This window comes from Desulfosporosinus sp. Sb-LF, assembly GCF_004766055.1.
Classification (GTDB): domain Bacteria; phylum Bacillota; class Desulfitobacteriia; order Desulfitobacteriales; family Desulfitobacteriaceae; genus Desulfosporosinus.
In genome coordinates this window covers 63,071-88,715 of the sequence record NZ_SPQR01000007.1, presented here as the reverse complement: position 1 = coordinate 88,715, position 25,645 = coordinate 63,071, and the positions used below count along the sequence as shown (strand labels likewise).

Genomic DNA, 25,645 nt, shown 5'->3' with positions numbered 1-25,645 from the left:
TCCTACATTCAAAATGCTTCATTTACCTTAGCCAGGCCAGGTGGGGAATGTACAAAATTTACACCAATTCCATGGCTTCCACATCTCCGATGTTAGAGGTTCATAGCAAAAAAGTACAACAGTAACTGCAAGTTACTGTTGTACTTTTGATTGGGTGATTACTGAGCAACCCGTCGAGCACCAAGATACCGGCCGGCATAATAGCTGTCCCCAAGGCTCGTAGTGCGCACGCCACTATTAGACGCATGAACAAAACGTCCTCCACCGATATAAATACCGACATGGGAAGCTCCTGGAGCATAAGTCGTAAAGAATACAAGATCCCCTGCTTGGAGTTCATTACGATTTACTGAAGAACCCACGTTGAATTGTTCTCCTGCCGTCCTCGGCAAGGAAGTGCCAGAACCATTAAAAACATATTGAGTATATCCCGAACAGTCAAAGCCACTTCGGCTAGTTCCTCCAAAGACGTAAGGCACGCCCTGTAAGCTCAGAGCATTATTCACAAGCCCTGTTCCGTCGGATCGAGAAACTTGTTTCTTAGCGACTGCTGCTACTTGAACGGGTCGTGAGTCGTTTTTAGTGGTTTTTGTAGTTTGCACAGTTTTTGTGGGTTGAGCCGCGACTTCAACTGGTTTGACTGATACCGACATTCCCGCGGTAACGGTCCTGACATTGGTCATCACAGGACTCCCAGTCCATTGCAATTGCTTTCGCACAGCTTTAGCATAGGTTCCGGTTGGTTCGACAGTTGACGCTAAGAGCGTCGGTTTCATGGGTGTAAGGATAGTCGCGGGTTGTGTTAAGGCCAACGCAGGTAGGCTACTTACTAAAAGCAAGCCTGCCAAAGTTGAGCTTCCCAGCCACATCCGTACAGATGAGGAGATAAGCAAAAAATTTCCACCTTTCATAAGCTTACGAGGTTAGTTGACGGATTCGGGCAGAAGGTGAAAGCCCTACACGTTACGGCACGTGATTCACCCCAAAATAATCCCCCATTCCAAGTACATTAAGCTTGGATTCAGCTTTTTTAATGGTCTTATATATATTCGGTAGAAACTCAGAAAATCCTGCAAAATATCAAAAGAAATTAGATCTTTTTGTAAAGAATCTTATTATTAGATATGTAACCCTCTTATCCTTATTGTTTTCGGTAATTATCACGCCCTTCTATTAAAAACCCATCAACAAATTTTTGGAGCTCTAAAACTTCCAAACGCTATCATCCCACCATATAATACATTGCCCTTAGATCAATTATTTTACTCACACTCTCCTAAAACAGTTACCCTGGGAAAATTCCTTCCGAAAGGTATCCTCATGTTAATATATCTTTCAACACTTAGTAACTCCTTAGGCCTCCCTTCTCAACAAATTCAACGAGAAATGCCAATTAATACTAACCCGTCCCATAAAAAACAACACCTCTTATTAAAAGAAGTGTTGTTTTTTATGGGGCGTTAGGAGGCCAACGAGTCAATATTGAGGCTTAGGTCAAGTAGGTTTTCCCACTGAGTTCCTTCGGTTTCCCGCAAGGCGATTTCTCCTTAGTCTCAGCCTGAGGTGTCACCATCACTCAGAACTTGATCACCACTGAGTCCGCACTTCAATCCTCGTTGGTACACGCTCTAGAAGTTTCCTTCACACTCCTCGACAATCTAGCCTCTTTTGCAGAAAAGCATTTCCGGCAATCTGGAATGCATCGGCCAACACAATCAAGATCCTTTAAACCTTCCCAACTTTCCCACCTCAAGGCAGGCTACACTGCACTAAGTTCCTTCCTAATGCAGGTTCTACCCTAAGCCGTAGCCCCTTTAGAAGCCACGCACTTAGGCCTCCACGGAAAAGGGTCACGCCCGCATGCCATTGCAGATCCCCCTCAACCTTAACTCCCAGCAGCAACCCTCGACTGGGCGTCGAAAGCCACCACCAGGAACTTCATCGGTATGCCCTCGGCGGATTATTAGGCCCGCCTTCGATTGCCAACTCATGCACTAGAATAACGTTCCATAGCCCAAAGAAATCAAACGTCAACCATCATTTTACCTGATTTCCGTTGATTTGTAAAAACTCCTTTAGGCTTCTATACGCTTAAATTAACGAGAATAGACATTTATACATTCGATAGAGATTCATTTTAGGGATTTTCCTAAACAAAAACTTAGTTTGATAAGCTTATGAGAGGAGCTGGAATACGGCCTCCACGTTTCACAAACATACTTGAAGAAAAAGGATGTATGGCCATGATCGGTGCTCCACCTAACAACCCGCCAAATTCCACCCGTTCGCCCGCCTTCTTCCCGATTGCCGGAATAACCCGTACCGCTGTTGTCTTTTTATTAATCATCCCGATAGCTGCTTCATCTGCGATAATTGCAGAAATCGTTTCTGCACTAACATCTCCCGGTAATGCAATCATATCGAGCCCGACGGAACAGACACAGGTCATTGCTTCCAACTTATCTAAGGTCAAAGCACCTACTTCCACAGCCTTAACCATTCCCGCATCCTCAGAGACAGGAATAAACGCTCCGCTTAACCCCCCAACATGGGAAGAAGCCATTGCACCACCCTTTTTAACCGCATCATTAAGCAATGCCAAGGCGGCTGTTGTTCCATGTGTTCCACATCGTTCTAGACCCATATTTTCAAGGATTTCTGCCACACTGTCTCCTATTGCTGGGGTGGGTGCTAAAGAAAGATCTACGATCCCGAAAGGAACATTTAAAGCCTTCGAGGTTGCTCGTCCAATCAGCTCACCCATACGAGTGATCTTAAAGGATGTTTGTTTAATTAAATTGGATAGTTCACTGAAATCCGCTTCAGGGTATTCTTTAACAACCTTAGCCACAACCCCTGGGCCACTGACTCCTACGTTTATAACACATTCTGGTTCTCCCACTCCGTGGAAAGCACCAGCCATGAACGGATTATCCTCTGGTGCATTGCAGAATACGACTAATTTTGCTGCTGCAATACCATCTCTGTCTGCAGTCAGTTGAGCGCAATTCAAGATCACTTGACCCATTTTTAGTACTGCATCCATGTTAATCCCCGTTTTAGTCGTTCCGATATTCACTGAGGAACAAATAAATTCAGTCTCACTAAGTGCTTGTGGGATGGCGTCAATAAGCGCTAAATCCCCCGCGGTAAAGCCCTTCTGAACCAAGGCAGAAAAGCCGCCGATAAAATTAACTCCAATTTCTCTAGCCGCACGATCTAATACTTTGGCAATCCGCACCATTTCTTCTGTATTTAAGTGAGCGGCCGCAATCGCGATGGGCGTAACAGATACCCGCTTATTGATAATAGGAATCCCATAACGCGCCGAAATTTGTTCGCCAACTGTCACTAATCGTTCAGCAATCTTTGTAACTTTATCATAAATCTTCGTTTCCATCCGACTAATATCTTCGGAACCACAATCAAGAAGGCTAATCCCCATGGTAATGGTTCTTATATCCAAATTCTCTTCATGAATCATTTTGATCGTTTGCTGAATCTCTTCTCGTGCGAATGTGATTGTCATGATTTCCCTCCACTACCTAACTTAAGTATCTCATAGTGCATCAATCAGATGCGATGCATAAATGTAAAAATATCTTCGTGTTGAACCTTTACTTGTAGTCCTTTATCATTTCCCTCATTTTCCAAGGAGCGTGCTAGTTCTACGAGCTCCAAAACGGCTGGATTTAAATCTACCACCATGATCATCGTGAAAAATTCGCTCACAATCGTTTGACTAATATCAAGTATGTTAACGCTATATTCCGCTAACCGTCCAGAAACCCAAGCAATAATCCCGATTTGATCGCGACCCAAAACTGTGATAATAGCACGGTTAGATTCTTCCCGTGGTAATGTCATGACATTTCCTCCCTTTATAGACGAATGTATTCCTAATATGGACATTAGACTAACACATTTGCAAAATATACTCAAGTCCTTTTATTGCTATTTAGTCGCTTTTTAAGATGGGATTGAATTCTAACATAAGTAAAAGAGAGCCCATAATTGAGCTCTCTTTATTATTAACAACTACCGCCGCAGCTTCCACCGCAACCGCTATCGCCACCAGCGCTCTTCGCTGTACGTATTTCAAATCCTCCGCCGTGTGCGGATTCAATGAAATCAACGGTCGCTCCCTCTAAATAGGAAGTAAGTTTTTTGTCCGTTACCATTGATACACCGTATTCTACATCAAGAATATCCTCATCTGTCTTTGACTCATCCAGAGTCATGCCGAAATTCGGCCCACCTCAGCCAACTCCTACAAGATAGAGACGAAGAAAAGCGTTTTCTTTGTTTTGATTTTTAAGTACTTCTTTAACTTTCTGGGCAGCAATTTCAGTAATAGCAACCATTTTTCATCCTCCTTCTACTAACATTAATCTTAAATATACCACACTTTTAGTTTTTCGCAAGACAAACTCGTAAAAACAACATCACAATGACGATTCAAAATTAAACTTCTTTACCGTCTCCATTTGGTCTAAAATCCTTCCACAGGCGACGAACTTCTACTTCAATACTAGAAGGGAGATCTTGCGATAATCTTTGCCATTGTTTCATTTCTCCTTGTAATTTTCGTACCCACGTTTGGTCTTCCGACCACGAAATAAAAGCCTTTGTTTGTGGAGGAATAAACAGGGTATGAATAAGCCCTAAGAAGACTAAAATTGTTAAAAAACGCCAAAGCCAACGCATTTTTCGATTCATCCTTTCCGAATTGAGCCACTAAATTATACAGAAGTAGCTTGTCCAGAAAACGATGTTTTGAGTCGTTGTTCAGCATGTAACTCTTGCCAAAAACCTTCCATGTAAAGAAACATTGGCTCAAAATATGTTATAGCGGCCTTCGTAAATAAATGTTCGTGATAACCACGAATTTTTTCTTGGTAAAACGTCTCACAAGAATTTTCACCAACCAATGGCCAACCTTGAACCCCGGCCATAGTAAACAAACGCCCTAAGCCAATTGCTCCCGCAAAATCCAATTTGTCTGCATCGTACAGAATTTTTGCCTCAAGTGTATTCGGTTCGTGTCCTCCTTCACGGGAATGGGACACGATTGCCTCTTTAACTCTCCCAACAATATCCTCAGGATACCCAGTTTTATGCAGAATATTGACAGCAAGTCCGGCACTACTTTCCGCATGCGTTTTTTCTACCGTCCCGGATCGACCGATGTCATGAAGAAGCGCGGCCAACTCTATGACTATTACGTCCGCACCTTCTTCCTCAGCCAATCTTTTACCCCATTCCCTAACTCTTAAAGCGTGTTCTAGATCATGTGCACGATCTTTTCGAGCGTAAAACCCCTGAGCTGCCAGTATAACTTGTTGTACACGATCTTGATTTGCAACATTATCCATATTCACACCTCCACTCTGGTGCATCATGGGCCTTAAATCGAATAATCCTAATTTATCTTACTACCCTAATTCTTGCCTTGTCAAGGTTACTATTCTGCAATAAAGTTCCTCAAACATCGTACCCAAAGAAGGTTTTTACGGCTTTGAATCTGGGGGTTAGCTGCTATAATAAAACATATAACCTCAATGCTTCAAGGACTATTCAGCTAGTGAAGGAGAGTTTATGATTAAACATTATTTATCCGTATTTATTCTCATAGCATGCATTATCCTTGCGATAGGCATTTTGAACGCCGTCGACAATCCAACCTTGTCCTCTAGACTCCCCACAGAGTCAAGCGCAGTTTCTACAACTCCGCCTCAGACAACTGAACGCCTCTCTTCTTCTCCGCCCAAGCCCATCCATGTCTCAGATTCCCAAGCACTAGCTCACTATGAACAAGGGCTTAAACTTTATTATCAACGCCAATTTCCTGAAGCTCTGAGGCTTTTGAATCAAGCACTGGTAATCGATCCTCAATGTTATGAAGCACTAAACGCCAAAGGCGCGACACTCGCTTTTCAGGGAAATTATGATCAAGGGCTTGCTCTTATTCAGCAAGCCCTCAACCTCAATCCATCCTTTGTGTATGGCAATTTTAATTTAGGATTGGTTAATGAACTAGCTGGACGATGGGATGCGGCGGTTTCAGCATACCAAAAGGCCTTACAACTTGACAATCGAGATACGTGGAGCTATTACGGCATTGCGAGTATATATGGCCGACTTGGTAAGATTGACAAAGTCTTAGAATATCTACAACCAGCAATCGCCCTCGACCCCGATGTTAAGGAAGTCGCTCGTGGTGAACATGATTTCGCCCCCGTTCGCGAGGATCCACGTTTCCAGGCCTTAGTCAAACCCTAGCTAAATTCATTACGTTAAGAGAGTTTCCAATCGTTCTACAAGTCCTGTAAAGACTTGTAGAGCATTCCGTACCGGAACAGGAGTTTCCATATCAACGCCCGCTTTACGCAATAATTCGATGGGATAATCTGAACTTCCTCCACTCAGAAATTCCAAATACCTCGCAACAGCTGGCTCACCTTCATCTAAAATCGCCCGCGCAAAGGCTGTTGCCGCTGAGAATCCCGTAGCATATTTGTAAACATAAAAAGCATTATAAAAATGTGGTATTCGTGCCCATTCTAGAGCAATCTCAGGATCGAGAATAACATCTGGTCCATAATAAACTGCATTTAAATCACGATAAATCTCAGAGAAATTGTCAGCTGTTAAAGCCCCCCCTTCTTCTACCACAGAGTGAATCTTCTTTTCAAATTCAGCAAACATAGTTTGCCTAAAAATAGTGCCACGAAACTGTTCAAGATAATGATTAATCAAATAGGCCAAAGTTTTAGGATCCTTTGTAGTTTCTAAGAGATGCTCCATAATCAAGGCTTCATTCAACGTTGAAGCAACTTCTGCTACAAAAATTTTGTAGCCGGCATAGAGGTGGGGTTGTTTACGGTTAGAAAAATAGGTATGTAACGAGTGACCCATCTCGTGAGCGAGGGTAAACATTGAATCCAGAGTGTCTTGATGGTTTAATAAGACATACGGATGTGAGCGATACGTGCCCCAAGAATAAGCTCCGCTCGTCTTTCCTTCATTTTCATACACATCAATCCATTTCTTCTCGAGACCTTCCTGTAGGATCTTAATATAGTCTTCTCCTAGAGGCCGCAAGCCTTCAATCACCATGTTTTTTGCTTCTTCATAAGTAATCGTCATGGTTGTTTCCGGAACAATGGGAACGTAGATATCATACATATGTAATTCATCGAGCTTCAGGGCTTTTTTACGCAGTTGAACATATCGATGCATTTGAGGCAAAAATTCGTGGACCGTATCAATTAGAGAATCATAGACCTTAATGGGGACACGGTCATCATCTAGGGAAGCTTCAATAGCTGAAGGATAGTTCCGCGCCTTGGCAAAAAAGACGTCCGATTTAATACTAGCATTTAAAGTCGCTGCCCACGTATTCCTTTGCTTCTCATAGGTACGATAGAGTGTCTCAAAGGCTGCCTTTCTCACGCTCTGCTTAGGGCTTTCCATGAACTGGATAAAATTCCCTTTGGTCAATTCTACTGATTGGCCCAATTCATCGTCAATACTCGGGAATTTTAGGTCTGCATTATTAGCCATAGAGAAGATTGCTCCTGGAGCTTCTGCCAATTCACCCATTTGGGCTAACAATTTTTCTTCCATTGAACTGAGAATGTGCTTTTTCTTGCGTAGAATATCCTCCAAGGCTTGGTTGTAATGTTCCATTTTGGGAGACGACGCGCGGAATTCCTGCAACTTCTCTTCAGACATCGCTAACAATTCCGGGACCACGAAAGCCGCTGCGCTACTTACTTTAACGGCGAGCATTCCTGCGCGTTCAGTCAAAGCCTGATAGTTTGCCTTGCGATTATCCTCATCTCTCCGCATTCGAGCATAAGAGTATACTTCTTCAATACTCAAACTTAAATCATCCATCCATTCGAAGCACGTGATAAGAGTCTCAGGACTATCTGCTAAATGCCCTTCAAATTTTTCACCTTCCCCTAAGAGCTTCTCCGTGTGAGCAAACTCTTTTTCCCACTGATCGTTATCGGAAAAAATGTCTTCCAACTGCCACTTCGTGGTCTCCGGAATTTCTGCCCTTGACTTCAGGCGTTGTTGTTCCACAATTTTACCCTCCTAAGCAATATAATCTCTTTTATTATATACACGCGGAATGAAAATTACTAATTCTCGGAAACTAACGTTTCTAAACTTTATACTCTGAAGAATCGTTGAATGATCTTAAAACTCCAGTGAGCATGGAAAAAGAGGACCCAACTTAGGATCCTCAGCTCACCCCACCTCATTCGCTTATTTATTCGGATTATACGGAATACCATCTGCCGCAGGTGCAGTACTTCTTCCTACTAACCCCGTTAAAGCTAAAATGGTCAAGGCATACGGCAGCATTTGAATAATATTCGAGGATACTCCTCCACCTTGCAAAACCATGCTTAAAGCCGTAGCGAATCCGAACAGTAGGGCAGCACCCAACGACCCAAACGGTGTCCACTTACCAAAGATCATGGCCGCTAAGGCGATATACCCTCGCCCCCCGCTCATATTCACTTCGAAACTATTTAACAGCCCTAAGGCCAGATAGACCCCTCCTAAGCTAGAAAACATGCCCCCGATAATAACTCCCAAATAACGCAGGCCCTTAACATTAAGCCCCGCTGTATCTGCAGCCTGAGGATTTTCTCCAACCGCTCTGAGCCTCAGTCCCAAATTAGTATGAAATAGGAAATAATGAGAAGTGATTACCAAGATCAGCATTAAATAGACCACCACATTCTGAGACCCTATAATTGCCCCCACAAAGGGAATCTCACTAATTCCTGGAATAGTAATATTGGGAAGAGCCAGTGTATCTCGAGGAGTTCCGCCGTACCCAAAGATGGTATTTAACAGAAATGCTGTCAGCCCAGCTGCGAAAATATTTACGCCCATTCCTACAATCACTTGATCCCCCCCGAGATTCACCGTTACATAAGCAAATAGCGCCGAGATAAACGCTCCCATAAATAATGCCCCCAGCATGCCTAGCCAAGCGCTATGGGTATAGTAGGAAAACAAAACCCCGAAGAAAGCTCCAATTAACATTATTCCTTCCATGGCAATGTTGACAACTCCACTGCGCTCGGAAAAGGTTCCCCCCAAAGCAGGAAGCGCAATCGGAGTGGCCATTGCCAGTGTAGCCGCCCACAAATCAGGTCTCATTAATGCATCCAAAACCATACTTAAGCCTCCTTGACGTGCGCTAGGGTTCGATTTCTGCGCCAGCGTTTTTGAACCATCTGCACGATATCCTTCGTCGCGACTAAGAAGATGATGATCCCTGAAATGACATCGGTCAGATGTGCTGGCACTCCTGAAACCAATTGCATTGACTGTCCTCCAGTTGACAAAGCTGCAAAGAAGATCGATGTCAGAATTACGCCAAAAGGATTATTATTGGCAAGCAAGGCGACCACGATGGCTGTAAATCCGTATCCAGATGAAAAGCTATCATAGAGACGATGTTGAACCCCCAGCATTTGGACTGCACCCGCTAAACCGGCTAAAGTTCCACTTATAAATAAGGCTAAAACCAAATGAAAGGGGACGTTAATTCCAGCGTAGTTGGCGGCCCGTGAATTTAACCCAACTGCCCTCAATCGATAACCCAAGGTTGTCCTATAAAGTAACCAATAAACAATAACACATGCTATAAAGGCGATTACGACACCCCAAGACAATTGCGTCCGCTCCACGAGCTTCCCTAACATTGCAGTTGGAAGAATCACCGGAGATTGAGGAGTGAAGCCGGGTTGCATCATAGGGCCATTTTCCAGCATATAGTGGCTTAAGAAAATACCAATATAACTCATCATCATGGTCGTGATGACTTCATGCGCACCCACGAAAGCCTTAGCCAACCCAGGGACAATTCCCGCCCAAAGTCCGGCCGCCAGCATGGCCACTAGAATAGAAAGAACAATATGTAAGATAGGGGGAAGCCCATGAACGGAATAGCCAATCCAGACGGAAGCCATACTCCCGATCCAATATTGACCCTCTGCTCCAATGTTAAACAATCCAGCCTTAAAAGCAATAGCTACACCTAACCCCGATAGGACTAAGGGAATAGCATTTGCCATTGTATTCGAAACGTTTACGGTAGAGCCAAACGCTCCTGAAATGAGGGATCCATATGCTGTAAATGGATCATGACCTGTTATGAGCATAACCCCTGCACCGATCAGGACTGCAATCACAATCGCTACAAAAGGGGTAACCAATCCTTCAATGGTCTTTTGCATGTTTACCCCTCCTTCTCTACGTCCACACCCGTCATGAGTAAACCTAGCTGCTCGCGTGTTGCTTGTCCGCCTGGTAGGATCGCCATCAGTCGGCCAGCATGAATAACACCAATCCGATCTGACATAGACATGATCTCATCTAATTCCAATGAAACCAAGAGTACTGCCTTTCCATTGGCACGTAACTCCAAGAGTTTGTTATGGATAAACTGAATCGCACCGACATCTAAGCCCCTTGTCGGTTGAGCAGCAATCAATAACTCAGGGTCACGAGAAACTTCGCGGGCCAAAATTACTTTTTGTTGATTACCTCCCGAAAGATTGCGTGCCTGGGCGTGAATCTGCCTTGGCCGAACGTCGAAGGCTTCTGATAGTCGGGTCGAGTAGTCCTCGATGGTTTTTTTTTGCATTTGGCCAAAACGTGCAAAAGGCACTTTGAAAAAATCCCTTAGCACAAAATTTTCCGTCAGCTCAAAATCCAATACTAGGCCATCTAATTGACGATCTTGAGGAATATATGCAATTCCCGCTTTGGTCCTACGTCTAACCGTTGAGGACGTAAGATCTTTTCCTAGAAATCGAATGCACCCACTCTTACAAGACAAAAGCCCCGCAATTGCTTCTACAAGTTCAAACTGACCATTCCCATCAATTCCTGCAAGTCCAAAGATTTCCCCCCGGTGAACTTGGAAACTTATCCCTTTGACCGCTTCGTTACGTCCGGACGAGACGACGAGGTCTTCGACCTCTAAAACTGGTTCACCCGGCGTCTGAGGCGGTTTAGACACAAGAAGCACGACTTCGCGACCCACCATCAAATTGGCAAGTTCCTGAGAGGTTGTAGAGTTCGTTTCAAGAGTCTTAACCGTCTTTCCTGCTCTCATCACCGTGACACGATCTGAGACGCGTTTCACCTCGTCAAGTTTATGATCGATGAAGATAATGGGGATCCCCTGTGAGCGAAGACGCTCCATGACAATGATCAATTCTTCCACCTCTTGAGGAGTGAGCATTGCTGTCGGTTCATCCAATATGAGCAACTTTGCCTTACGATAAAAGACTTTTAAAATTTCAACACGTTGTTGAAGTCCTACCGTAAGATTTGCAACCTTTGCACTCGGATCAATTTCCATATGGTACTGTTTGGCAAGTTGATAGACAATCTCTTCATTTTTCTTACGTCGATAATGAATTCTCCCCGTTTCCCCACCCAGGACAATATTTTCCGCAACCGTTAAAGCAGGTATAAGCATAAAGTGTTGGTGCACCATTCCTATGCCCGCTTGAATCGCCTGACGAGGACTTGTAAAGTTGAGTTCTTGGTCATAAAGTCGAATACTCCCTGAATCAGGTCGATATAGTCCGTAAATGACTTTCATGAGTGTGGATTTACCTGCGCCATTCTCTCCTAAAATTGCATGAATTTCTCCTTCACGCACATCAAGGTTCACTTGATCATTAGCGAGAACTCCCGGAAACGATTTCGTAATATCTCTAACTTCTAAACAGGTACGCATAGTCCCCTCCATAAGAAAGGGATTGCCCCATAACGGATTATGAAGCAATCCACATGTCATTTCGCCATCCAATAAACGTTCAAACCCTTGATCCCTTGTTTTAGAACCCTGAAGGAATTATATTAGAAACTGTTATTTTTCCATCTTTGATTTGCTTCGCAGCATCGTTGACCTTGTCTACAACCTCTTTAGGCACAACCTTCGTTGGATTGGCAAAACCAACTCCGTTGTTACTCAAATCGAAGAACACGTTTCCACTCTTGAATTTGTCATCCATTACATTCTTAATGATATCAAAAGTTGCCACATCCATACCCTTCAAGGCGCTTGTGATGACAGTATCCGGAGCCATATAGTTTTGATCCGCATCAACGCCGATTGCATAGACTTTCTTTTCTTTAGCAGCGTCGATAACGCCTGTTCCTGTTCCACCGGCAATGTGGAAAACTATATCAGCGCCAGCGGCAATTTGAGAGAGTGCTGTTTGTTTACCGAGAGCAGGATCGTCAAACTTATTTGTATATTTCAAGTTGATCTTAATATCAGAGTTAACACTCTTAGCTCCTTGAATAAAACCAGCGATGTAATCGTCAACGGGAGGAATCTTCATACCACCCACAAGGCCCACTGTATTTTTACTCAAAGCGTTCGGGATTGCGGGATCTTTTTCCAATAAACCAGCCATCACTCCAACCAGGTAACCGCACTGTTCAGTTTTAAACATAGCAGATGCGACGTTCGGGCGATCCGTGATAGAGGAGTCAATAATCATAAATTTCGTGTCTGGGAAATCTTTAGAAACCTTCTCAACAGCGTCTTGCATTAAAAAGCCAACAGCAATGACTAAGTTGTATTTGTCCTGAGCAAATCGGCTGAGGTTAGTTTCATAGTCCGTCATTTGTTTTGACTCTACAACACCTTTTTTTACACCGAGGTCTTTCACAGCCTGTTCTAACCCCTTGTTTGCGAGGAAGTTAAAGCTATGGTCATTAAGTCCTCCTACGTCAGTAACTAATCCAACTTTAAATTCTTTCTTCGCGGGTTCGGAGGCTTTAGGAGTCGTAGTCGTGGTGTTGCTACATCCGACTAGTGAAACGGCAAAAATAAGTATCATTGTCAAGCTACTAATGAACCATGATTTTCTCATTATTTCATTTCCCTCCATTAATTAAAGTTTGCACTAATACCTAAAGAATTCCGCACGACTCTTACCATGAAATTACAGAACCTCTCCCTCCTTTTTAAGTAAAGGACCTCGAACAGCTATTTTTCTAAGTTTATCAAGTATTCAGATAACGGTCAAGGCCTTTATCCACAACCTAAACTCCACTTCTCTCCGTGGTACTTCCAGTAGGGCCTTCGTCCTAAGTTTATGTAGTAGTTTTGGTATCATGCCCTTCATCAACGATTATTAGGACAAAAATAGCGAAACAGGCAGCGTACGTTCCACTGCCTGTTTCATCCACCTTGTCCACCGACCCCCTGGAAGGTTCCCCAACCTTCCAAGCTTAATTTTACTCGATCCTAGCCCCCTTCGCAAGTATGTTAGTCAGTCCGTAATAAGTTATTAGTTTCAGTTTATACTAACTTGCAAAGAACGTTTACGGGGAGGAACCTATGCAAACCTATGACGATATCTTCCAACAACTTGTCAAGGCGGCGTATCAGGGAACTTTAAGTGAAACCATTGAAAGAATCCAGCAATCGGGTAAGAGCAATGAAGAAAAGCTCCAACTTTTGCTCCATCCAGAGAATCTTTCTTCAGTAGTGCATCTTGAACAGGACGACTGTTCTTGTTCTTCAGACCACACCCCCTGCGAAGTTGCTTGTTTATTCTCAGCCATTGAAAAGGATGCGAACGGCCATGTTATTGTCTCTGCCGAGGCATGTGTGGGATGTGCTCTTTGTCTTGAAAGTTGTAAAAGTGGGCATTTAGTGGATCGAAAAGATTTCATCCCCCTTTTTGAAGAACTGTCCTCTGGAAAACATCCTGTGTATGCCATGATCGCACCTGCCTTTGTGGGCCAATTTTCTTCCGATGTCACCACGGGTAAACTACGTACCGCTTTTAAAAAGATAGGATTTCATGGCATGATGGAAGTGGCCCTCTTTGCCGACATTCTTACTTTAAAAGAAGCGTTCGAATTCGACCGATCTATTCAAGAAGACCACGATTTCCTTTTGACAAGTTGCTGTTGCCCCATGTGGGTTGCCATGATTCGCAAAACCTATCACACTCTAGTCCCTCATATGCCTGCCTCTGTCTCACCCATGGTTGCCTGCGGCCGTGTAATAAAACGCCTGCATCCTGAAGCTAAGACTGTGTTCATCGGTCCTTGTATTGCCAAAAAGGCCGAAGCGAAAGAAGCCGATATTCGGGATGCCGTGGATTATGTCCTAACTTTTCAGGAAATCTCTGAGATTTTTGATGCCGCAAAAGTTTCTCTACCCGAACTTGAGGAAGATGAACGAGATCACTCCTCAAGGGGAGGGCGAATCTATGCACGAACCGGTGGCGTAAGCATGGCAGTGTCTGACACCCTGACAAGACTTCGCCCAGATCGAACTATTTCGTTACGCTCAGAACAAGCAAATGGCATTGTTGACTGCAAAAAAATGCTTAAAGACATCATCAATGGTGAAATTAAAGCTAATTTTTTAGAGGGAATGGGGTGCGTTGGCGGATGTGTCGGTGGGCCTAAATCTTTAATTAATGTGGACCAGGCAACTGAGCATGTGAATAATTATGGTAATGAAGCGCCTTATGGGACTCCCGCTGATAATCCCTTTGTTTTACAACTACTAGATCGACTCGGTTATAAAACTCTCGAATCCCTTCTTGATGACGAATCCATGTTTACTCGGGAATTCTGAGTTGATGTAGCCTATCACAATAACACTTGCCGTTAATGTCTATCTGTATTATGATAGGATGAAAGTAGCCGAGAACGACCATGAGGGTGGTACCGCGAGGTTCTGACTGATCCCTTGGAGTGGATGGGTCAGACCTTTTTATTTTACTGCAAGGAGACTAAACTATGAAAAAGATGGGCTATTTAGGACCAAACGGAAGTTTTTCCGAGGAGGCACTCCATTTATTTCTAACCACTCGTACTGAATTTAGCGAAACAACCCCTGAGCTCATTCCGTTTCCAACCATACCACGCTTACTATTCGCCTGTAACGATAAGGAAATTGACTGGGCCTTTGTCCCTTTAGAAAATTCCACTGAGGGCCAAGTCGGCGTGACTATGGATACCCTCGGCCAAACTGAACATCTCTTTATCACTCATGAATTTGTTCATCCCGTTGACCAATGCCTTCTGTCGCACGCACCTATGCCGCTTGAACAGATAGAGCGAGTTTATTCTCATGAACAGGCGATCGGGCAATGTCGCGATTTCCTCGAGAAACACCTCCCCCAGGCTCAACAGATCACTTCTTTAAGCACGGCTGAAGCGGCCCATAAGATTTCCTCTATCCGGGAAAACTGGGCAGCAATCGGACCCCGTCGAGCTGCCCAACTCTATAATCTTCACCTTCTCAAAGAACGCATCCAGGATATCACGCTAAATGACACACGCTTTGTCCTTGTCAGCCATAGCCTTGCAGAAATGTCAGGTGGGGAAGACAAAACATCGCTTCTGGTTATCGCAGAAAACACACCCGGGTCTTTGTACCGCATTTTGGGTGAATTTTCTAAACGGCATATCAATTTAAGCCGTATCGAATCCCGTCCCTCGAAAAGGAAACTGGGCGAATACGTTTTCTTTGTTGATGTGGACGGCTATGTCTTTGCCCCCCCCATTCAAGATGTCCTGTGGGCTCTAAAAGAAGCAAACATCTCAGTAAAACTCTTAGGTTCCTATCCAAAGGCACTGCCCGATGAGAGAATATTTTAAGGAGAGAGGATTAATCCTCTCTCCTTTCACTTTATCTAACGAAGCATATGACTGAACGAACGGGGCAAACATTTCCATTACGTGAACATTTTCTGTAATAATTCAGCGATCTCTTCCGGCTCACACGTATCAACGCTTTTTGCCGTCTTGGACTCTAGTCCTTGCAATCCCAAGGGAATTTTCCAACCTGTCAACTGACTTAACCGATTGAGTGCTTCCCATTCATCCTTCGCACTCTTCTGTTCCTCTAACCCCTTTAAAACATTCGTCGCAAATTTGAAGGGGCTTGCAGTTGAGGCGATCACTGTATAGGTTTGATCATTGGTCGTGGAAAGATAATCCTCATACACTTTCATTGCTACAGCTGTGTGAGGATCAAAAACATACTGATAGGTTTTGTAACTTCGGGAAATTATCTCGAGGGTTTCTTCTTCATTTGCCCATCCTGCATACACAGTATCTTGACATTGTTTTAAGGTATCCGGATCGACAGTAAACGTCCCCTGGTTACTCGAATCATACCAGGTTTGAATCCCCTCCGCATCTCGCCCACTCATCTCATATAGAAAACGCTCAAAATTACTCGATATTAAGATGTCCATAGAGGGGGAGATCGTTTGATAAAAGGCTCGCTTGCTTTGATATACCCCTGTAGCAAAAAAATCAGCCAAGACATTATTTTGATTGGAAGCACTAATGATTCGGCCAATTGGAAGCCCCATCCGCTTAGCATAATACGCGGCCAGCAAATTCCCAAAATTCCCCGTCGGGACTACCACATTCATTGAGCCTCCTGGAGCGACTTTCCCCTGCTCGACTGCCTGCAAGTAGGCCCAGAAATAATAAACGATTTGAGGCAAAAGCCGTCCCCAATTGATAGAATTAGCCGAGGAAAAGATCAACTGCTTCTCCTGTAACTCGGCCTTCAAAGTTTCCGAAGCAAAAATATGCTTTACCGCAGTTTGACACTGATCGAAATTCCCCTTAACAGCCACAACATGGGTATTCGCCCCTTCGGTAGTGGTCATCTGACGTTCTTGAACAGGGCTCACGCCTCCCTCCGGATAAAAGACAACAATATGCATGCCTGCTCTGTTTTTAAATCCTTCCAAAGCGGCCTTTCCTGTATCACCGGATGTAGCAACTAGAATTAAAACCTCAGTATCATACTCAAGCTGTTTAAGACTAACGTTCAATAAGTCTGGCAATACCTGCAACGCCATATCTTTAAAAGCAGCTGTGGGCCCATGCCAAAGTTCCAACACTCCGAAACTACCCACAGGAACCAGAGGTGCTGGGTTAGGCCCGTCAAACGTTCCATCGGCATAAACGTTGACAATTTCAGAAAGGGTCTCCTCTGAAAAATCAGGTAAGTATGGTATCATGACACGCTTTGCAACGTCACGATAGTTTAGCCCCTGAAGGTCCTGCCAATTCAAGGCGGGAAAATTCGAAGGAACAAAGAGCCCCCCGCTTGGTACCATTCCTAACGCAATCGCTTGCGATGCTATTTGGCCTGAAAGATTACCCCGCGTGCTTTCGTACATTATATTTCCCTCCTTACGTTATCATAGTTTGCAAACTATTGGATTTACCATTAATCATTAAGAATCTATTCGCTGTATATTCGCCGAGATAAGACAAAAATCCTCCCTATAAAGACAAACAGTGCAGGTGATTTCATAATTTGAGCTTGATTCCTCCGATCGTTTAGAGGAAAGAATAAATCTCGTGTTGAATATCTTGTAAGGAATCCTAGAAAATTCGAAAGGCGGACCAGGAATGTCAGATTACTCAATTCGCCGATATCGCCAGAGTCTGGTTCTCGGACTCATCGGGGTGGTTAAAAAACTATTTCCTGAAGAACAACTTAAGATTTCTCACTCAATTCTCGATGGTGTCTATTGTGAGCTTGAGGACTCATTACTTTCTTCGAGAGAAGTGCAGAAAATCGAAGATCATTTACAAAATTGGGTGCTTGCAGATCAGGCCATTCCCTATGAGACTGGGAAAGATCAATTATATCATTGCCGAATAGACAATTACGAAATTAAAACGATCTACCCCCCCCTTGATCGAGCAGGATCACTAAAATACTTTCAACTCATCCATTTCCCACCTGGTTTTATTCTGCACTTTCCTAATGCCAATCATCCAGAATTGATTTCTCCATTTGTTCCTCCAGAAAAGCTCTCTTCCACATTTTCAGAAACCCAACGTTGGTTAGAAAACCTACACCTTGCCAATGTTGAAGACGTTAATACCATCATCAATGCAAAATGTTCGCAGGATTTAATTTGTTTGGCGGAAGCCTTACATGAAAAGACGGTATCCTCAATTGCTGACCAGATCTTTGAGCAACGCTGCAACGTCCGCATCATCCTCATATCCGGGCCTTCTTCATCTGGTAAAACGACGTTTGCTCAGCGACTGTCAACCCAACTACGCGTCAATGGTATGCGCCCAGTTGCCTTATCGCTTGATAATTATTTTCTGGCGCGGGAAGACACCCCTCGAGATTCTAATGGGCAATACGATTTCGAATCCTTGGAGGCCCTCGACTTGCCTCTGCTCGCTTCCCATCTGAATGCCCTGATTAAAGGGGACGAGGTTGAAACGCCGCTCTTTGATTTTGTCTGCGGTCGACGATCCCCTACTGGTAAACTCATACACCTATGTCCCGACGAGATTTTAGTAGTTGAAGGAATACATGCCCTAAATCCCTGCCTAGTGCCTTCACTAGACAGGAACCAAATGTTTAAGATTTATGTGAGCGCTCTTTTCCAACTCAATATTGATGCTTATAATCGAGTTCCCACAACAGAGGTACGACTCATCCGCCGCCTGGTAAGAGACGATAAATTCCGAGGGATAGATCCAGAACGAACGTTAGCACAATGGGAGAGTGTTCGTCGCGGGGAAAATAACAATATCTTCCCTTATCAGGAAGAAGCCAATGTAATGTTTAACTCTAGTCTCTTGTACGAACTCAATGCACTTCGTCCCTTTGCCGAACATTTGTTGATCTCCATTACACCGGAGAGTCCTCATTATCGAACAGCAGTACATCTCTTAACTCTACTCTCGTTTTTTAATCCAATGGACATTTCCACTGTTCCCTTCAACTCAATTTTACGAGAATTTTTGGGAGGTAGCACCTATAACGTTTAAACCAAGTATAAAAACAACTTTAAACCCAAGCCCATCCTTAAAGTTAGGCTAAAAAAAAAAGCAAAGTGCAAAGAGGAACCCCTCTTCACGCTTTGCTTTTTTAGTAATATTTTACATAGAGTTATTTGTCACAGGCAAGTTTTCCACCTTTAGCATAGCTTTCCTTAGACATGTCACGAATGATAATAGATACATTTTCAGCAGGCGCCCCAGTAGATTCCACAATAGCCTGGGTAACTTTCTCCACCATCAATCTTTTCTGTTCGACTGTACGGCCTTCTAATAATTCAACTTGTACGATTGGCACTGTTTTCACCCCCCTCCAAACATTGTTTAACATAAGACATAAGAATTTCTGCGCTTTGCCGGTTGGTTGCCAAGGGTATATTATGTACATCACAAACACGCAACAATGCAGCAATGTCGGGTTCATGGGCCTGAGCGGTTAAGGGATCGCGCAAGAAAATAATCATATCTAAATTTTGCGTAGCAACCAAGCTACCAATCTGTTGATCTCCGCCTAGCGGGCCTGACAAAAGTGCATTCACCGATAAACCAGAATGTTCTTGAATCAATTTACCCGTTGTTCCTGTTGCAGTTATTTGACATCGTGACAGGAGATCTTTATGGGTTTTCGCGAATTCAATAATTTCAGGCTTTTTTTCATCATGAGCGACCAACGCTATTTTCAACACAACAGCTCCTTTTGTGATCGTCAGGATCATCCATCTATTTTCGGTATTTCTTGAGTGGCTCCTGATATGGAGAAGGTAAGCTTACGCCGCTCTGCAAGTCGATTAATTTGGTCCGGTTGTTCGATTAGTTGAATCTTTTCCGTTCGTGAACATCGTTTTATAGCACATTCTAACCGAAGAGCATCGCTCCAAGTATTGACCTCCCAAGCCTGTACCAAAGTCACAGGGCGATGTGCGGCTGTATATTTTGCCCCTCGGCTTTTCGAAAACTCGCTGTTATGTTCTAGCATCCTCCGCCTGAGGTCCGTCGTCGCACCCGTATAGATCGTATTATCACCACATCGAGCAAGGTACACCCAATAGCCCATACTTTACTCCTCAGGCCAAAACCGGAGAATAGGACGACTTGCCAACAAATTCTGTTCAAAACACAAATCTAAATATTTTCTCAGTCCGGAGAGCAGATTATGATCTAAACCATAATTAAATTGATTAAAATAATCCCTCCAGAAATCTAGCGATCCTCCAAGCATAGTTTGACAAGTTTTGACGATATCTCCCATGTTAGACAAAGCCTTGGCCTTAGCGTCAAGAAGCAAGCGATATACTGTCTTAATTTCTTCCTCGCGCTCCAATATCAACTTTTTGGGGAATGCCCAAACAGCATATGTCATGGAACAGTGTGTGTGATGAAACCATTCTTCCCCCAAATCATAGATATAGCAATCTGGCTTATTAAGTGCCGCTTGAATAGCAGCATCTCCAATTAGGAGCGCTGCATCTGCCTTAACAAACATCTTCTGAAGGTCTGAGGACATGGTTACGTAATGAGGCACTACCCCGTAAAAATGGTGGAGTAGAATTTTCGTGAGATTCACCGAAGTCGCAGAGGAATCTGTCAATGCAACGGTCAAAGCATCCAAATCCTTCAGAGGAACTTTAGAGAATAAGAGTATTGATCCTACCCTTCCTTTAGTTGAGACGGAAAGGTTTGGTAAGATCGCATAATCCGACCAATGCTCTCCAAAAGAAAACGCGCTGATCGGGGCCATATCAATCCGTCCATCAGCCAACATTGCATTATGCCCTGTAGGTTCTGCACTAATCGACTCTAATAGCGGATGATCTTTTGATAAAAAATGGAACATGGGCAACATATTGGTATTAGGGTTATGTCCAATGCGAATCATGATCGTACCCCCATATCATCAATTAGCCAGAATTTCCGAAAATTCTTATTATAGGGTGTTGCGTAATTCCCCAATAGATTGAATCCTGACAATAACCTCATCTCCCAGTTGCATAGGGCCAACCCCTTCTGGAGTACCCGTCAATACCACATCCCCCGGATTAAGTGTCATGACTTGAGAGATAAAGCTCACAAGTTTTGGCACTGAACTAATAAAGTTTCGAGTGTTAGATGACTGTTTAACCTCACCATTGAGCAAAAGTTGAATGTCTAACTGGCTTGGATCGATATCTGTTACGATCCACGGTCCGATTGGGCAAAACGTATCGAATGATTTCCCGCGAGTCCATTGCCCATCTTTTTTTTGCAAATCCCTAGCAGTAACATCATTAGCACAAGTAAATCCAAAGATAGCCTGCGAAGCTTCTTCTTCATTAACATCTCTAACGGGTTTCCCGATAACCACAGCAAGCTCCGCTTCATAGTCCACGCGCTGACTGATCTTAGGATAGATAATTTTATCGTTTGGACCAATGACACTGGATTGTGGCTTCATAAAAATAATAGGATCTTCCGGTAACGAATGTTCCATTTCCTTAATATGTAAGGCGTAATTAAGTCCAACACACACCACTTTACTAGGTTCTACCGGAGCAAGTAAGGTAACTTCCTCCAAAGAGAACGAGGCACCTGTCGGTTGGCTATTAGGATTGAGGAACGTTCCATCTAAGAGTTTTACAGTCTCCCCTTCGAGGAAACCAAAGCCAATCTCGTTATTACGATTCGCAAAGCGAACATATTTCATAGAAATCAACCCTTTCTATTTTCTACTATTACTATCTGTCCTATTCTCATGCAGTGCCTCAGGTTATAGTAAGACAAATTACACACCTTCTTCGTATGTCGGAGTACATTCTAACATGAATAGACGACAAAAAGAAGTTTGAAGATAGAATTCCTCAAACTCAATTGCTGAGGAATGTCTTACAAACGGGAGTTAGTGGACACTCTCCACAACTGGGTTTCCGAGCAAAACATACTCGTCGTCCATGAAAAATCAAAAGATGATGCATAAGTGACCAATTATCCTTTGGGAAACGAAGCATTAGTTCGTTTTCCACTTTTTCAGGTGTTTTGCCTTGGGCTATGCCCAAGCGATGAGCCAAACGAAAAACGTGCGTATCGACAGCGATTGCCGGAATACCAAAAGCATTGCTAACTACCACATTGGCAGTTTTACGCCCTACACCTGGAAGTCTTCTTAGCAAATCAATATCGTTTGGTACACGTCCTTCGAAGTCTTCAACAAGTACCCTACAGGCTGCAAGGATGTTTTTGGCCTTATTATGGAATAAACCGAGAGAGCGAATTTTGTTTTCGAGTTCTTGTTGTCCTAATGCAATGATTGCCTCAGGTGTATTTGCTACGGCAAACAAAGAAGCAGTCACAAGATTTACCCTCTCATCAGTACATTGAGCGGACAAAATCGTGGCAATTAATAGTTCAAAAGGTGTGTGAAACTCTAACTCACAGTGAACGTCTGGGAATTTCCCCCTCAAAGTTTCAAAAATGAACTGAGAGATTGACTCTTGAGAACAATTCTGTATCATGCTTCAAAACCTCCGCATGGCCTAGCCTAAAACTTCCTGAATAAAAATAGTACGCTTTTCCACCATATTGTACTCTTTCACCACATTAGACCCAAAGTCAGATTCGTCAAATACTCGAACTACGGGCCGAACTGGCATGCTTAGATTCTGGTCGACGACAACGCCAATCTCACCAGTATTGAGACGCACGGTAATCCCTGTAGGATAGGCAGCAATATTTCTAAGAAACAATCGAACCATTTCGAAGGGATAAAGTGTCCCAGCCAAACCCATCAGAATTTCACAAGCTTCATGCGGCATGATTCGCTTCACATCACTATGGTCAGAAGTGAACTTGTCATAGAGATCGGCAATGCCAACAATCTGTGCCAAAGGGTTGATTTCCCCTTCTTTAAGTTGCCGAGGATATCCTGTGCCATTCATATGCTCATGATGCTGAAAAGCAATGTGGGCAATGACTAAGTTAAGATCTTTACGTTTTCGGAGATCCTCAAAACCGAGTATCGTGTGCGTTTTGAGAAGTTCTATTTCTTCTGGAGTTAAAATAGTTGCTCCACTAACCAGTTTAGGATCCATTTTTACTTTACCAATATCATGGAGTATTGCGCCAGTGGCCAGGTTATCTAGTTTCTCCCGATCTAAGTACATAGCCTTCCCTAAAACGATTGATAGAACACAGACGTTAACTGAATGTGCAAACATCTGATTGTCTAAGCTACGCATATCCATCATGTTTACCAGAATATCTTTCTTGAACAAAATCTCTTCAACAATTTTGTTGATAATTTTTTTAAATTCAAAACCATCCAAATCTTTCCCTAACCGTACAAATCGTGTGCTTTTCTCGAGGATCTCCATAGCTTCACGACGATGTTCTTCACTGATTACATCTTCTACGATAACATCATTAAAACGGTCATCTTCAATGTAGAGAATTGAAATTCCCATGTCTTTTAACTTAGCTATGTATAAGGGGGAGAGTTTAACTCCTTTACCCAACAGGACTCTACCTGAACTGGAAAAAATAGTTTTACCTAAAATATCTCCCATTTTTAACGAATTAACTCCGACTTGCCGCACTTAATCGTTTGCTCCTTTCTCTTGAAGCATCATTTGAATACCCTGATATGATACATATCCTACACCATTTATCATTCTTTTCCCATAGTAAACCTAAAAATGATGACGAATAAGCAAGTAGGAGGTATACTTGATAAAGCGAACTATCCTAAGTGAGGTAAAAACCAAATGTGGCTTAATCTCTTCATTATTTGCACTCTAGGTTTTTTGGCCGCGGCAGTTGACGCGATTGCTGGAGGAGGAGGACTCATTAGTCTACCTGCCTTGTTGATGGTTGGTGTTCCGCCCCATCTAGCCCTTGGAACCAATAAATTCTCAGCCTCCCTAGCGTCTTTAAACAGTTCTATAACGTTCGCTCGCTCTGGGAAAGTGAACGTTCAATTGGTTAAGTGGCAAGTTCCTTTTGCTTTAATCGGCGCATTCCTGGGGGCTTGGGCCGTTCTCGGTGTCAGCTCTGCTTTCTTAAACAAAGCTGTCTTGGTCTTGATTTTGGTTGTAGGAATTTATACAATGCTACATAAAAACTTGGGGATGAAGAATAACTTTAAGGGGCTAGATCTTTCTCATATAATGGTGGGATGTCTCTTCGCGCTAGCCTTAGGTTTTTATGATGGATTTTTTGGTCCAGGAACAGGGTCCTTTCTTATCTTTTCATTTATCGCTTTCTTCGGCTTCGACTTCGTCGTCGCTTCTGCTAACGCAAAGGTTTTGAATTTTGCAAGCAACTTTGCCGCTCTTGTCCTCTTTGCCTGGAATGGAAAAATTCTCTTATCCTATGGCATTCCCATGGCCTTATTCATGATTCTAGGCTCTTACGTTGGAACGAAGCTTGCTATTCAACGGGGTGCAGGACTCGTCAAGCCTATCTTTATCACGATGTCTTTATTAGTTGCCCTAAAACTGATATATCAATTTATCTAGCATTTCAAAAGCTAAGACTGCTATCGTGATGACACTGTAGCATTTCTCCCCTTTATTACATATGCTACTGGCAAAGACGTGAGGTAAACACAAAAAATATTTTTCACAAAGGATTATTTGATTTAAAAGAGAATATTACTATAGAAGTTTTCGAGCTACACATACATTAATTCATAGCCGATAAGCATCGATTTCTTCCGTTTTTGATCATAGATTTGGGAGGCTAAGCCATGTCACAAGATCAACACGCTGATCCTGAAGACATCTCTGGTTTGAGACAAAGGATAGATATCTTAGAAAGTCAACTGGAAGAGATTCGTTTACATACTCATGTTCTTTTAGACATAGCACGTGCACTTAACGCATCTCTTGACACGCGAGTTATCGCTGCAAATATTATAAGTGCGATTGTTTCTCTGATTGGTATTAATCAAGCAAGTGTTTGTCTTTATAAAGAAAAAACCAAAGACTTTGAGGTTATTGGCGTTTTTGACTCAGTCACGCTCTCACCTCAGATACCTCCTCAACTTAATTTATCGTTCGGAGCCCAAGTTTTGTCCGAAGGAGTTACCTACTACTGCTCTCCTCAAGGTCAACAGGATTGGGAATGGATCTGTTGCCTTCCTCTTCAAAATGCACAGCGCAAAATCGGGACCATTAATATTCATGCCATACGCCAACCTGAAATCACGGCTGAGCAGATGGAATTTCTAGAAACCGTTGCAGGTCATGCCTCTTCCGCTTTAGAAAATGCTCTTCTTTATGCCATTGTTGAACGAGAATCAATCACTGATGGATTAACAGGCGTCTACAACCATCGTTACTTCCAAAAAAGGTTGCGTGAACAGATCTCACTCTGTCAGCGCCGTAAGCGTTCAGTCACGTTTGGCTTACTTATTATTGATGTTGACAATTTTAAACGTTTTAACGACCGCTATGGTCATCAATTTGGGGATACAGTACTTCAAACGATTGTGAGAGAACTTCAAACCAATTTAAGAGAGGGAGACCTTATTGCCCGTTATGGCGGAGAGGAATTTGTCATCTTGGTTCCAGAAACAAACGAGAAAATAATCCTACTTATCAGCGAAAAGATTCGGGAAGTCGTGGAAAGGACCCACGTTCACTACCCACAAACAAACCAAAACGTATCCGTAACCGTAAGTATTGGCGCGACGCTTTGGCGCCCAGCAGATTCAGCTGCTTCGGTGATTTCTAGGGCAGATCATGCACTCTACCAAGCCAAATGCACAGGCCGCAATCAAAGCGTCTATGAATAAGAATTTCAT

At 43.3% G+C, this 25,645-nt stretch carries 26 protein-coding genes and 1 riboswitch; of the genes, 6 read left to right on the top strand and 20 right to left on the bottom strand.

Annotation, left to right across the window (positions count from 1 at the left end):
* Positions 1–158 precede the first annotated feature (158 nt).
* From E4K68_RS12015 to E4K68_RS11990, 7 genes are all read right to left on the bottom strand, one after another.
* Positions 159–893 carry a C40 family peptidase gene (locus E4K68_RS12015; RefSeq protein ID WP_243450352.1) on the bottom strand — a complete coding sequence of 245 codons (735 nt, stop codon included), beginning with the start codon at positions 891–893 and terminating at the stop codon, positions 159–161.
* A 3-nt stretch (positions 894–896) separates the two neighbouring features.
* Positions 897–1,037: riboswitch (cyclic di-AMP (ydaO/yuaA leader) on the bottom strand.
* Between the two features lie 813 nt (positions 1,038–1,850).
* Entirely contained in the window at positions 1,851–1,991 is a 141-nt protein-coding gene (locus E4K68_RS20380) for a hypothetical protein (RefSeq protein WP_158291413.1), read from the bottom strand.
* A 170-nt stretch (positions 1,992–2,161) separates the two neighbouring features.
* Positions 2,162–3,529: a PFL family protein gene (locus E4K68_RS12010; protein ID WP_135379183.1), complete on the bottom strand. Its 1,368-nt coding sequence runs from the start codon at positions 3,527–3,529 to the stop codon at positions 2,162–2,164.
* Positions 3,530–3,573: 44 nt separating this feature from the next.
* Positions 3,574–3,867: an ACT domain-containing protein gene (locus E4K68_RS12005; RefSeq protein ID WP_135379182.1), complete on the bottom strand. Its 294-nt coding sequence runs from the start codon at positions 3,865–3,867 to the stop codon at positions 3,574–3,576.
* 164 nt (positions 3,868–4,031) lie between these two features.
* Positions 4,032–4,364, bottom strand: coding sequence for an iron-sulfur cluster assembly accessory protein (locus E4K68_RS12000; protein ID WP_135379181.1), 333 nt, complete (start codon positions 4,362–4,364; stop codon positions 4,032–4,034).
* A 100-nt stretch (positions 4,365–4,464) separates the two neighbouring features.
* Positions 4,465–4,707, bottom strand: coding sequence for a hypothetical protein (locus E4K68_RS11995; RefSeq protein ID WP_135379180.1), 243 nt, complete (start codon positions 4,705–4,707; stop codon positions 4,465–4,467).
* Between the two features lie 35 nt (positions 4,708–4,742).
* On the bottom strand, positions 4,743–5,375 hold the full coding sequence (locus tag E4K68_RS11990) for an HD domain-containing protein (RefSeq protein ID WP_135379179.1): 633 nt from the start codon (positions 5,373–5,375) through the stop codon (positions 4,743–4,745).
* Between the two features lie 223 nt (positions 5,376–5,598).
* Between E4K68_RS11990 and E4K68_RS11985 the strand changes: the two genes are divergently transcribed.
* On the top strand, positions 5,599–6,282 hold the full coding sequence (locus tag E4K68_RS11985) for a tetratricopeptide repeat protein (RefSeq protein WP_135379178.1): 684 nt from the start codon (positions 5,599–5,601) through the stop codon (positions 6,280–6,282).
* A 9-nt stretch (positions 6,283–6,291) separates the two neighbouring features.
* Here E4K68_RS11985 and pepF read toward each other — a convergent pair whose 3' ends face one another.
* The 5 genes from pepF to E4K68_RS11960 all read right to left on the bottom strand — a co-directional run bounded on the left by pepF (position 6,292) and on the right by E4K68_RS11960 (position 12,935).
* Entirely contained in the window at positions 6,292–8,094 is a 1,803-nt protein-coding gene (gene pepF, locus E4K68_RS11980; protein WP_135379177.1) for an oligoendopeptidase F, read from the bottom strand.
* A gap of 186 nt (positions 8,095–8,280) precedes the next feature.
* Positions 8,281–9,207 (bottom strand): ABC transporter permease, encoded by a 927-nt coding sequence (locus tag E4K68_RS11975; RefSeq protein ID WP_135379176.1) that lies wholly within the window; start codon positions 9,205–9,207, stop codon positions 8,281–8,283.
* Between the two features lie 2 nt (positions 9,208–9,209).
* A complete protein-coding gene (locus E4K68_RS11970; RefSeq protein ID WP_135379175.1) occupies positions 9,210–10,271 on the bottom strand; it encodes an ABC transporter permease in 1,062 nt (353 codons plus the stop codon).
* A gap of 2 nt (positions 10,272–10,273) precedes the next feature.
* Positions 10,274–11,788 (bottom strand): ABC transporter ATP-binding protein, encoded by a 1,515-nt coding sequence (locus E4K68_RS11965; protein ID WP_135379174.1) that lies wholly within the window; start codon positions 11,786–11,788, stop codon positions 10,274–10,276.
* A gap of 100 nt (positions 11,789–11,888) precedes the next feature.
* Positions 11,889–12,935 (bottom strand): BMP family ABC transporter substrate-binding protein, encoded by a 1,047-nt coding sequence (locus tag E4K68_RS11960; RefSeq protein ID WP_135379173.1) that lies wholly within the window; start codon positions 12,933–12,935, stop codon positions 11,889–11,891.
* Positions 12,936–13,405: 470 nt separating this feature from the next.
* On the opposite strand from E4K68_RS11960, the gene E4K68_RS11955 reads away from it, so the two are divergent.
* Both E4K68_RS11955 and pheA read left to right on the top strand, forming a co-directional pair.
* Positions 13,406–14,662, top strand: coding sequence for a [Fe-Fe] hydrogenase large subunit C-terminal domain-containing protein (locus E4K68_RS11955; protein ID WP_135379172.1), 1,257 nt, complete (start codon positions 13,406–13,408; stop codon positions 14,660–14,662).
* A gap of 164 nt (positions 14,663–14,826) precedes the next feature.
* Entirely contained in the window at positions 14,827–15,690 is an 864-nt protein-coding gene (gene pheA / locus E4K68_RS11950; protein ID WP_135379171.1) for a prephenate dehydratase, read from the top strand.
* Positions 15,691–15,767: 77 nt separating this feature from the next.
* Here pheA and thrC read toward each other — a convergent pair whose 3' ends face one another.
* Positions 15,768–17,237, bottom strand: a complete 1,470-nt coding sequence (gene thrC, locus E4K68_RS11945; RefSeq protein WP_135379170.1) for a threonine synthase — start codon at positions 17,235–17,237, stop codon at positions 15,768–15,770.
* 235 nt (positions 17,238–17,472) lie between these two features.
* Between thrC and E4K68_RS11940 the strand changes: the two genes are divergently transcribed.
* Positions 17,473–18,861 carry a nucleoside kinase gene (locus tag E4K68_RS11940; RefSeq protein ID WP_135379169.1) on the top strand — a complete coding sequence of 463 codons (1,389 nt, stop codon included), beginning with the start codon at positions 17,473–17,475 and terminating at the stop codon, positions 18,859–18,861.
* Positions 18,862–18,982: 121 nt separating this feature from the next.
* On the opposite strand, the gene E4K68_RS11935 is transcribed toward E4K68_RS11940, so the two are convergent.
* From E4K68_RS11935 to E4K68_RS11905, 7 genes are all read right to left on the bottom strand, one after another.
* Complete coding sequence (locus E4K68_RS11935) at positions 18,983–19,168, bottom strand: 2-hydroxymuconate tautomerase (protein WP_135379168.1); 186 nt, start codon at positions 19,166–19,168, stop codon at positions 18,983–18,985.
* Positions 19,149–19,553 (bottom strand): methylglyoxal synthase, encoded by a 405-nt coding sequence (locus E4K68_RS11930; protein WP_135379167.1) that lies wholly within the window; start codon positions 19,551–19,553, stop codon positions 19,149–19,151. The genes E4K68_RS11935 and E4K68_RS11930 overlap by 20 nt, the downstream gene beginning before the upstream one ends.
* A 29-nt stretch (positions 19,554–19,582) precedes the next feature.
* Positions 19,583–19,924, bottom strand: a complete 342-nt coding sequence (locus tag E4K68_RS11925; RefSeq protein ID WP_135379166.1) for a GIY-YIG nuclease family protein — start codon at positions 19,922–19,924, stop codon at positions 19,583–19,585.
* 3 nt (positions 19,925–19,927) lie between these two features.
* Positions 19,928–20,746 carry a menaquinone biosynthesis protein gene (locus E4K68_RS11920; RefSeq protein ID WP_135379165.1) on the bottom strand — a complete coding sequence of 273 codons (819 nt, stop codon included), beginning with the start codon at positions 20,744–20,746 and terminating at the stop codon, positions 19,928–19,930.
* A gap of 48 nt (positions 20,747–20,794) precedes the next feature.
* On the bottom strand, positions 20,795–21,550 hold the full coding sequence (locus E4K68_RS11915) for a fumarylacetoacetate hydrolase family protein (protein WP_135379164.1): 756 nt from the start codon (positions 21,548–21,550) through the stop codon (positions 20,795–20,797).
* A 160-nt stretch (positions 21,551–21,710) separates the two neighbouring features.
* Positions 21,711–22,355, bottom strand: coding sequence for an endonuclease III (gene nth / locus E4K68_RS11910; RefSeq protein ID WP_135379163.1), 645 nt, complete (start codon positions 22,353–22,355; stop codon positions 21,711–21,713).
* A 21-nt stretch (positions 22,356–22,376) separates the two neighbouring features.
* Entirely contained in the window at positions 22,377–23,435 is a 1,059-nt protein-coding gene (locus E4K68_RS11905; protein ID WP_135379162.1) for an HD-GYP domain-containing protein, read from the bottom strand.
* A 168-nt stretch (positions 23,436–23,603) separates the two neighbouring features.
* On the opposite strand from E4K68_RS11905, the gene E4K68_RS11900 reads away from it, so the two are divergent.
* Both E4K68_RS11900 and E4K68_RS11895 read left to right on the top strand, forming a co-directional pair.
* Positions 23,604–24,356: a TSUP family transporter gene (locus E4K68_RS11900; protein WP_135379161.1), complete on the top strand. Its 753-nt coding sequence runs from the start codon at positions 23,604–23,606 to the stop codon at positions 24,354–24,356.
* A 230-nt stretch (positions 24,357–24,586) separates the two neighbouring features.
* Positions 24,587–25,636: a sensor domain-containing diguanylate cyclase gene (locus tag E4K68_RS11895; protein WP_135379160.1), complete on the top strand. Its 1,050-nt coding sequence runs from the start codon at positions 24,587–24,589 to the stop codon at positions 25,634–25,636.
* The last annotated feature ends 9 nt before the right edge of the window (positions 25,637–25,645 follow it).

Coding starts and splice junctions, on each gene's coding strand:
- E4K68_RS20380 (WP_158291413.1), bottom strand. CDS start 1,991: ATGAGTTGGCAATCGAAGGCGGGCCTAATAATCCGCCGAGGGCATACC.
- E4K68_RS12010 (WP_135379183.1), bottom strand. CDS start 3,529: ATGACAATCACATTCGCACGAGAAGAGATTCAGCAAACGATCAAAATG.
- E4K68_RS12005 (WP_135379182.1), bottom strand. CDS start 3,867: ATGACATTACCACGGGAAGAATCTAACCGTGCTATTATCACAGTTTTG.
- E4K68_RS11995 (WP_135379180.1), bottom strand. CDS start 4,707: ATGCGTTGGCTTTGGCGTTTTTTAACAATTTTAGTCTTCTTAGGGCTT.
- E4K68_RS11990 (WP_135379179.1), bottom strand. CDS start 5,375: ATGGATAATGTTGCAAATCAAGATCGTGTACAACAAGTTATACTGGCA.
- E4K68_RS11985 (WP_135379178.1), top strand. CDS start 5,599: ATGATTAAACATTATTTATCCGTATTTATTCTCATAGCATGCATTATC.
- E4K68_RS11975 (WP_135379176.1), bottom strand. CDS start 9,207: ATGGTTTTGGATGCATTAATGAGACCTGATTTGTGGGCGGCTACACTG.
- E4K68_RS11970 (WP_135379175.1), bottom strand. CDS start 10,271: ATGCAAAAGACCATTGAAGGATTGGTTACCCCTTTTGTAGCGATTGTG.
- E4K68_RS11965 (WP_135379174.1), bottom strand. CDS start 11,788: ATGCGTACCTGTTTAGAAGTTAGAGATATTACGAAATCGTTTCCGGGA.
- E4K68_RS11960 (WP_135379173.1), bottom strand. CDS start 12,935: ATGAGAAAATCATGGTTCATTAGTAGCTTGACAATGATACTTATTTTT.
- E4K68_RS11955 (WP_135379172.1), top strand. CDS start 13,406: ATGCAAACCTATGACGATATCTTCCAACAACTTGTCAAGGCGGCGTAT.
- pheA (WP_135379171.1), top strand. CDS start 14,827: ATGAAAAAGATGGGCTATTTAGGACCAAACGGAAGTTTTTCCGAGGAG.
- thrC (WP_135379170.1), bottom strand. CDS start 17,237: ATGTACGAAAGCACGCGGGGTAATCTTTCAGGCCAAATAGCATCGCAA.
- E4K68_RS11940 (WP_135379169.1), top strand. CDS start 17,473: ATGTCAGATTACTCAATTCGCCGATATCGCCAGAGTCTGGTTCTCGGA.
- E4K68_RS11925 (WP_135379166.1), bottom strand. CDS start 19,924: ATGGGCTATTGGGTGTACCTTGCTCGATGTGGTGATAATACGATCTAT.
- E4K68_RS11920 (WP_135379165.1), bottom strand. CDS start 20,746: ATGATTCGCATTGGACATAACCCTAATACCAATATGTTGCCCATGTTC.
- E4K68_RS11915 (WP_135379164.1), bottom strand. CDS start 21,550: ATGAAATATGTTCGCTTTGCGAATCGTAATAACGAGATTGGCTTTGGT.
- nth (WP_135379163.1), bottom strand. CDS start 22,355: ATGATACAGAATTGTTCTCAAGAGTCAATCTCTCAGTTCATTTTTGAA.
- E4K68_RS11900 (WP_135379161.1), top strand. CDS start 23,604: ATGTGGCTTAATCTCTTCATTATTTGCACTCTAGGTTTTTTGGCCGCG.
- E4K68_RS11895 (WP_135379160.1), top strand. CDS start 24,587: ATGTCACAAGATCAACACGCTGATCCTGAAGACATCTCTGGTTTGAGA.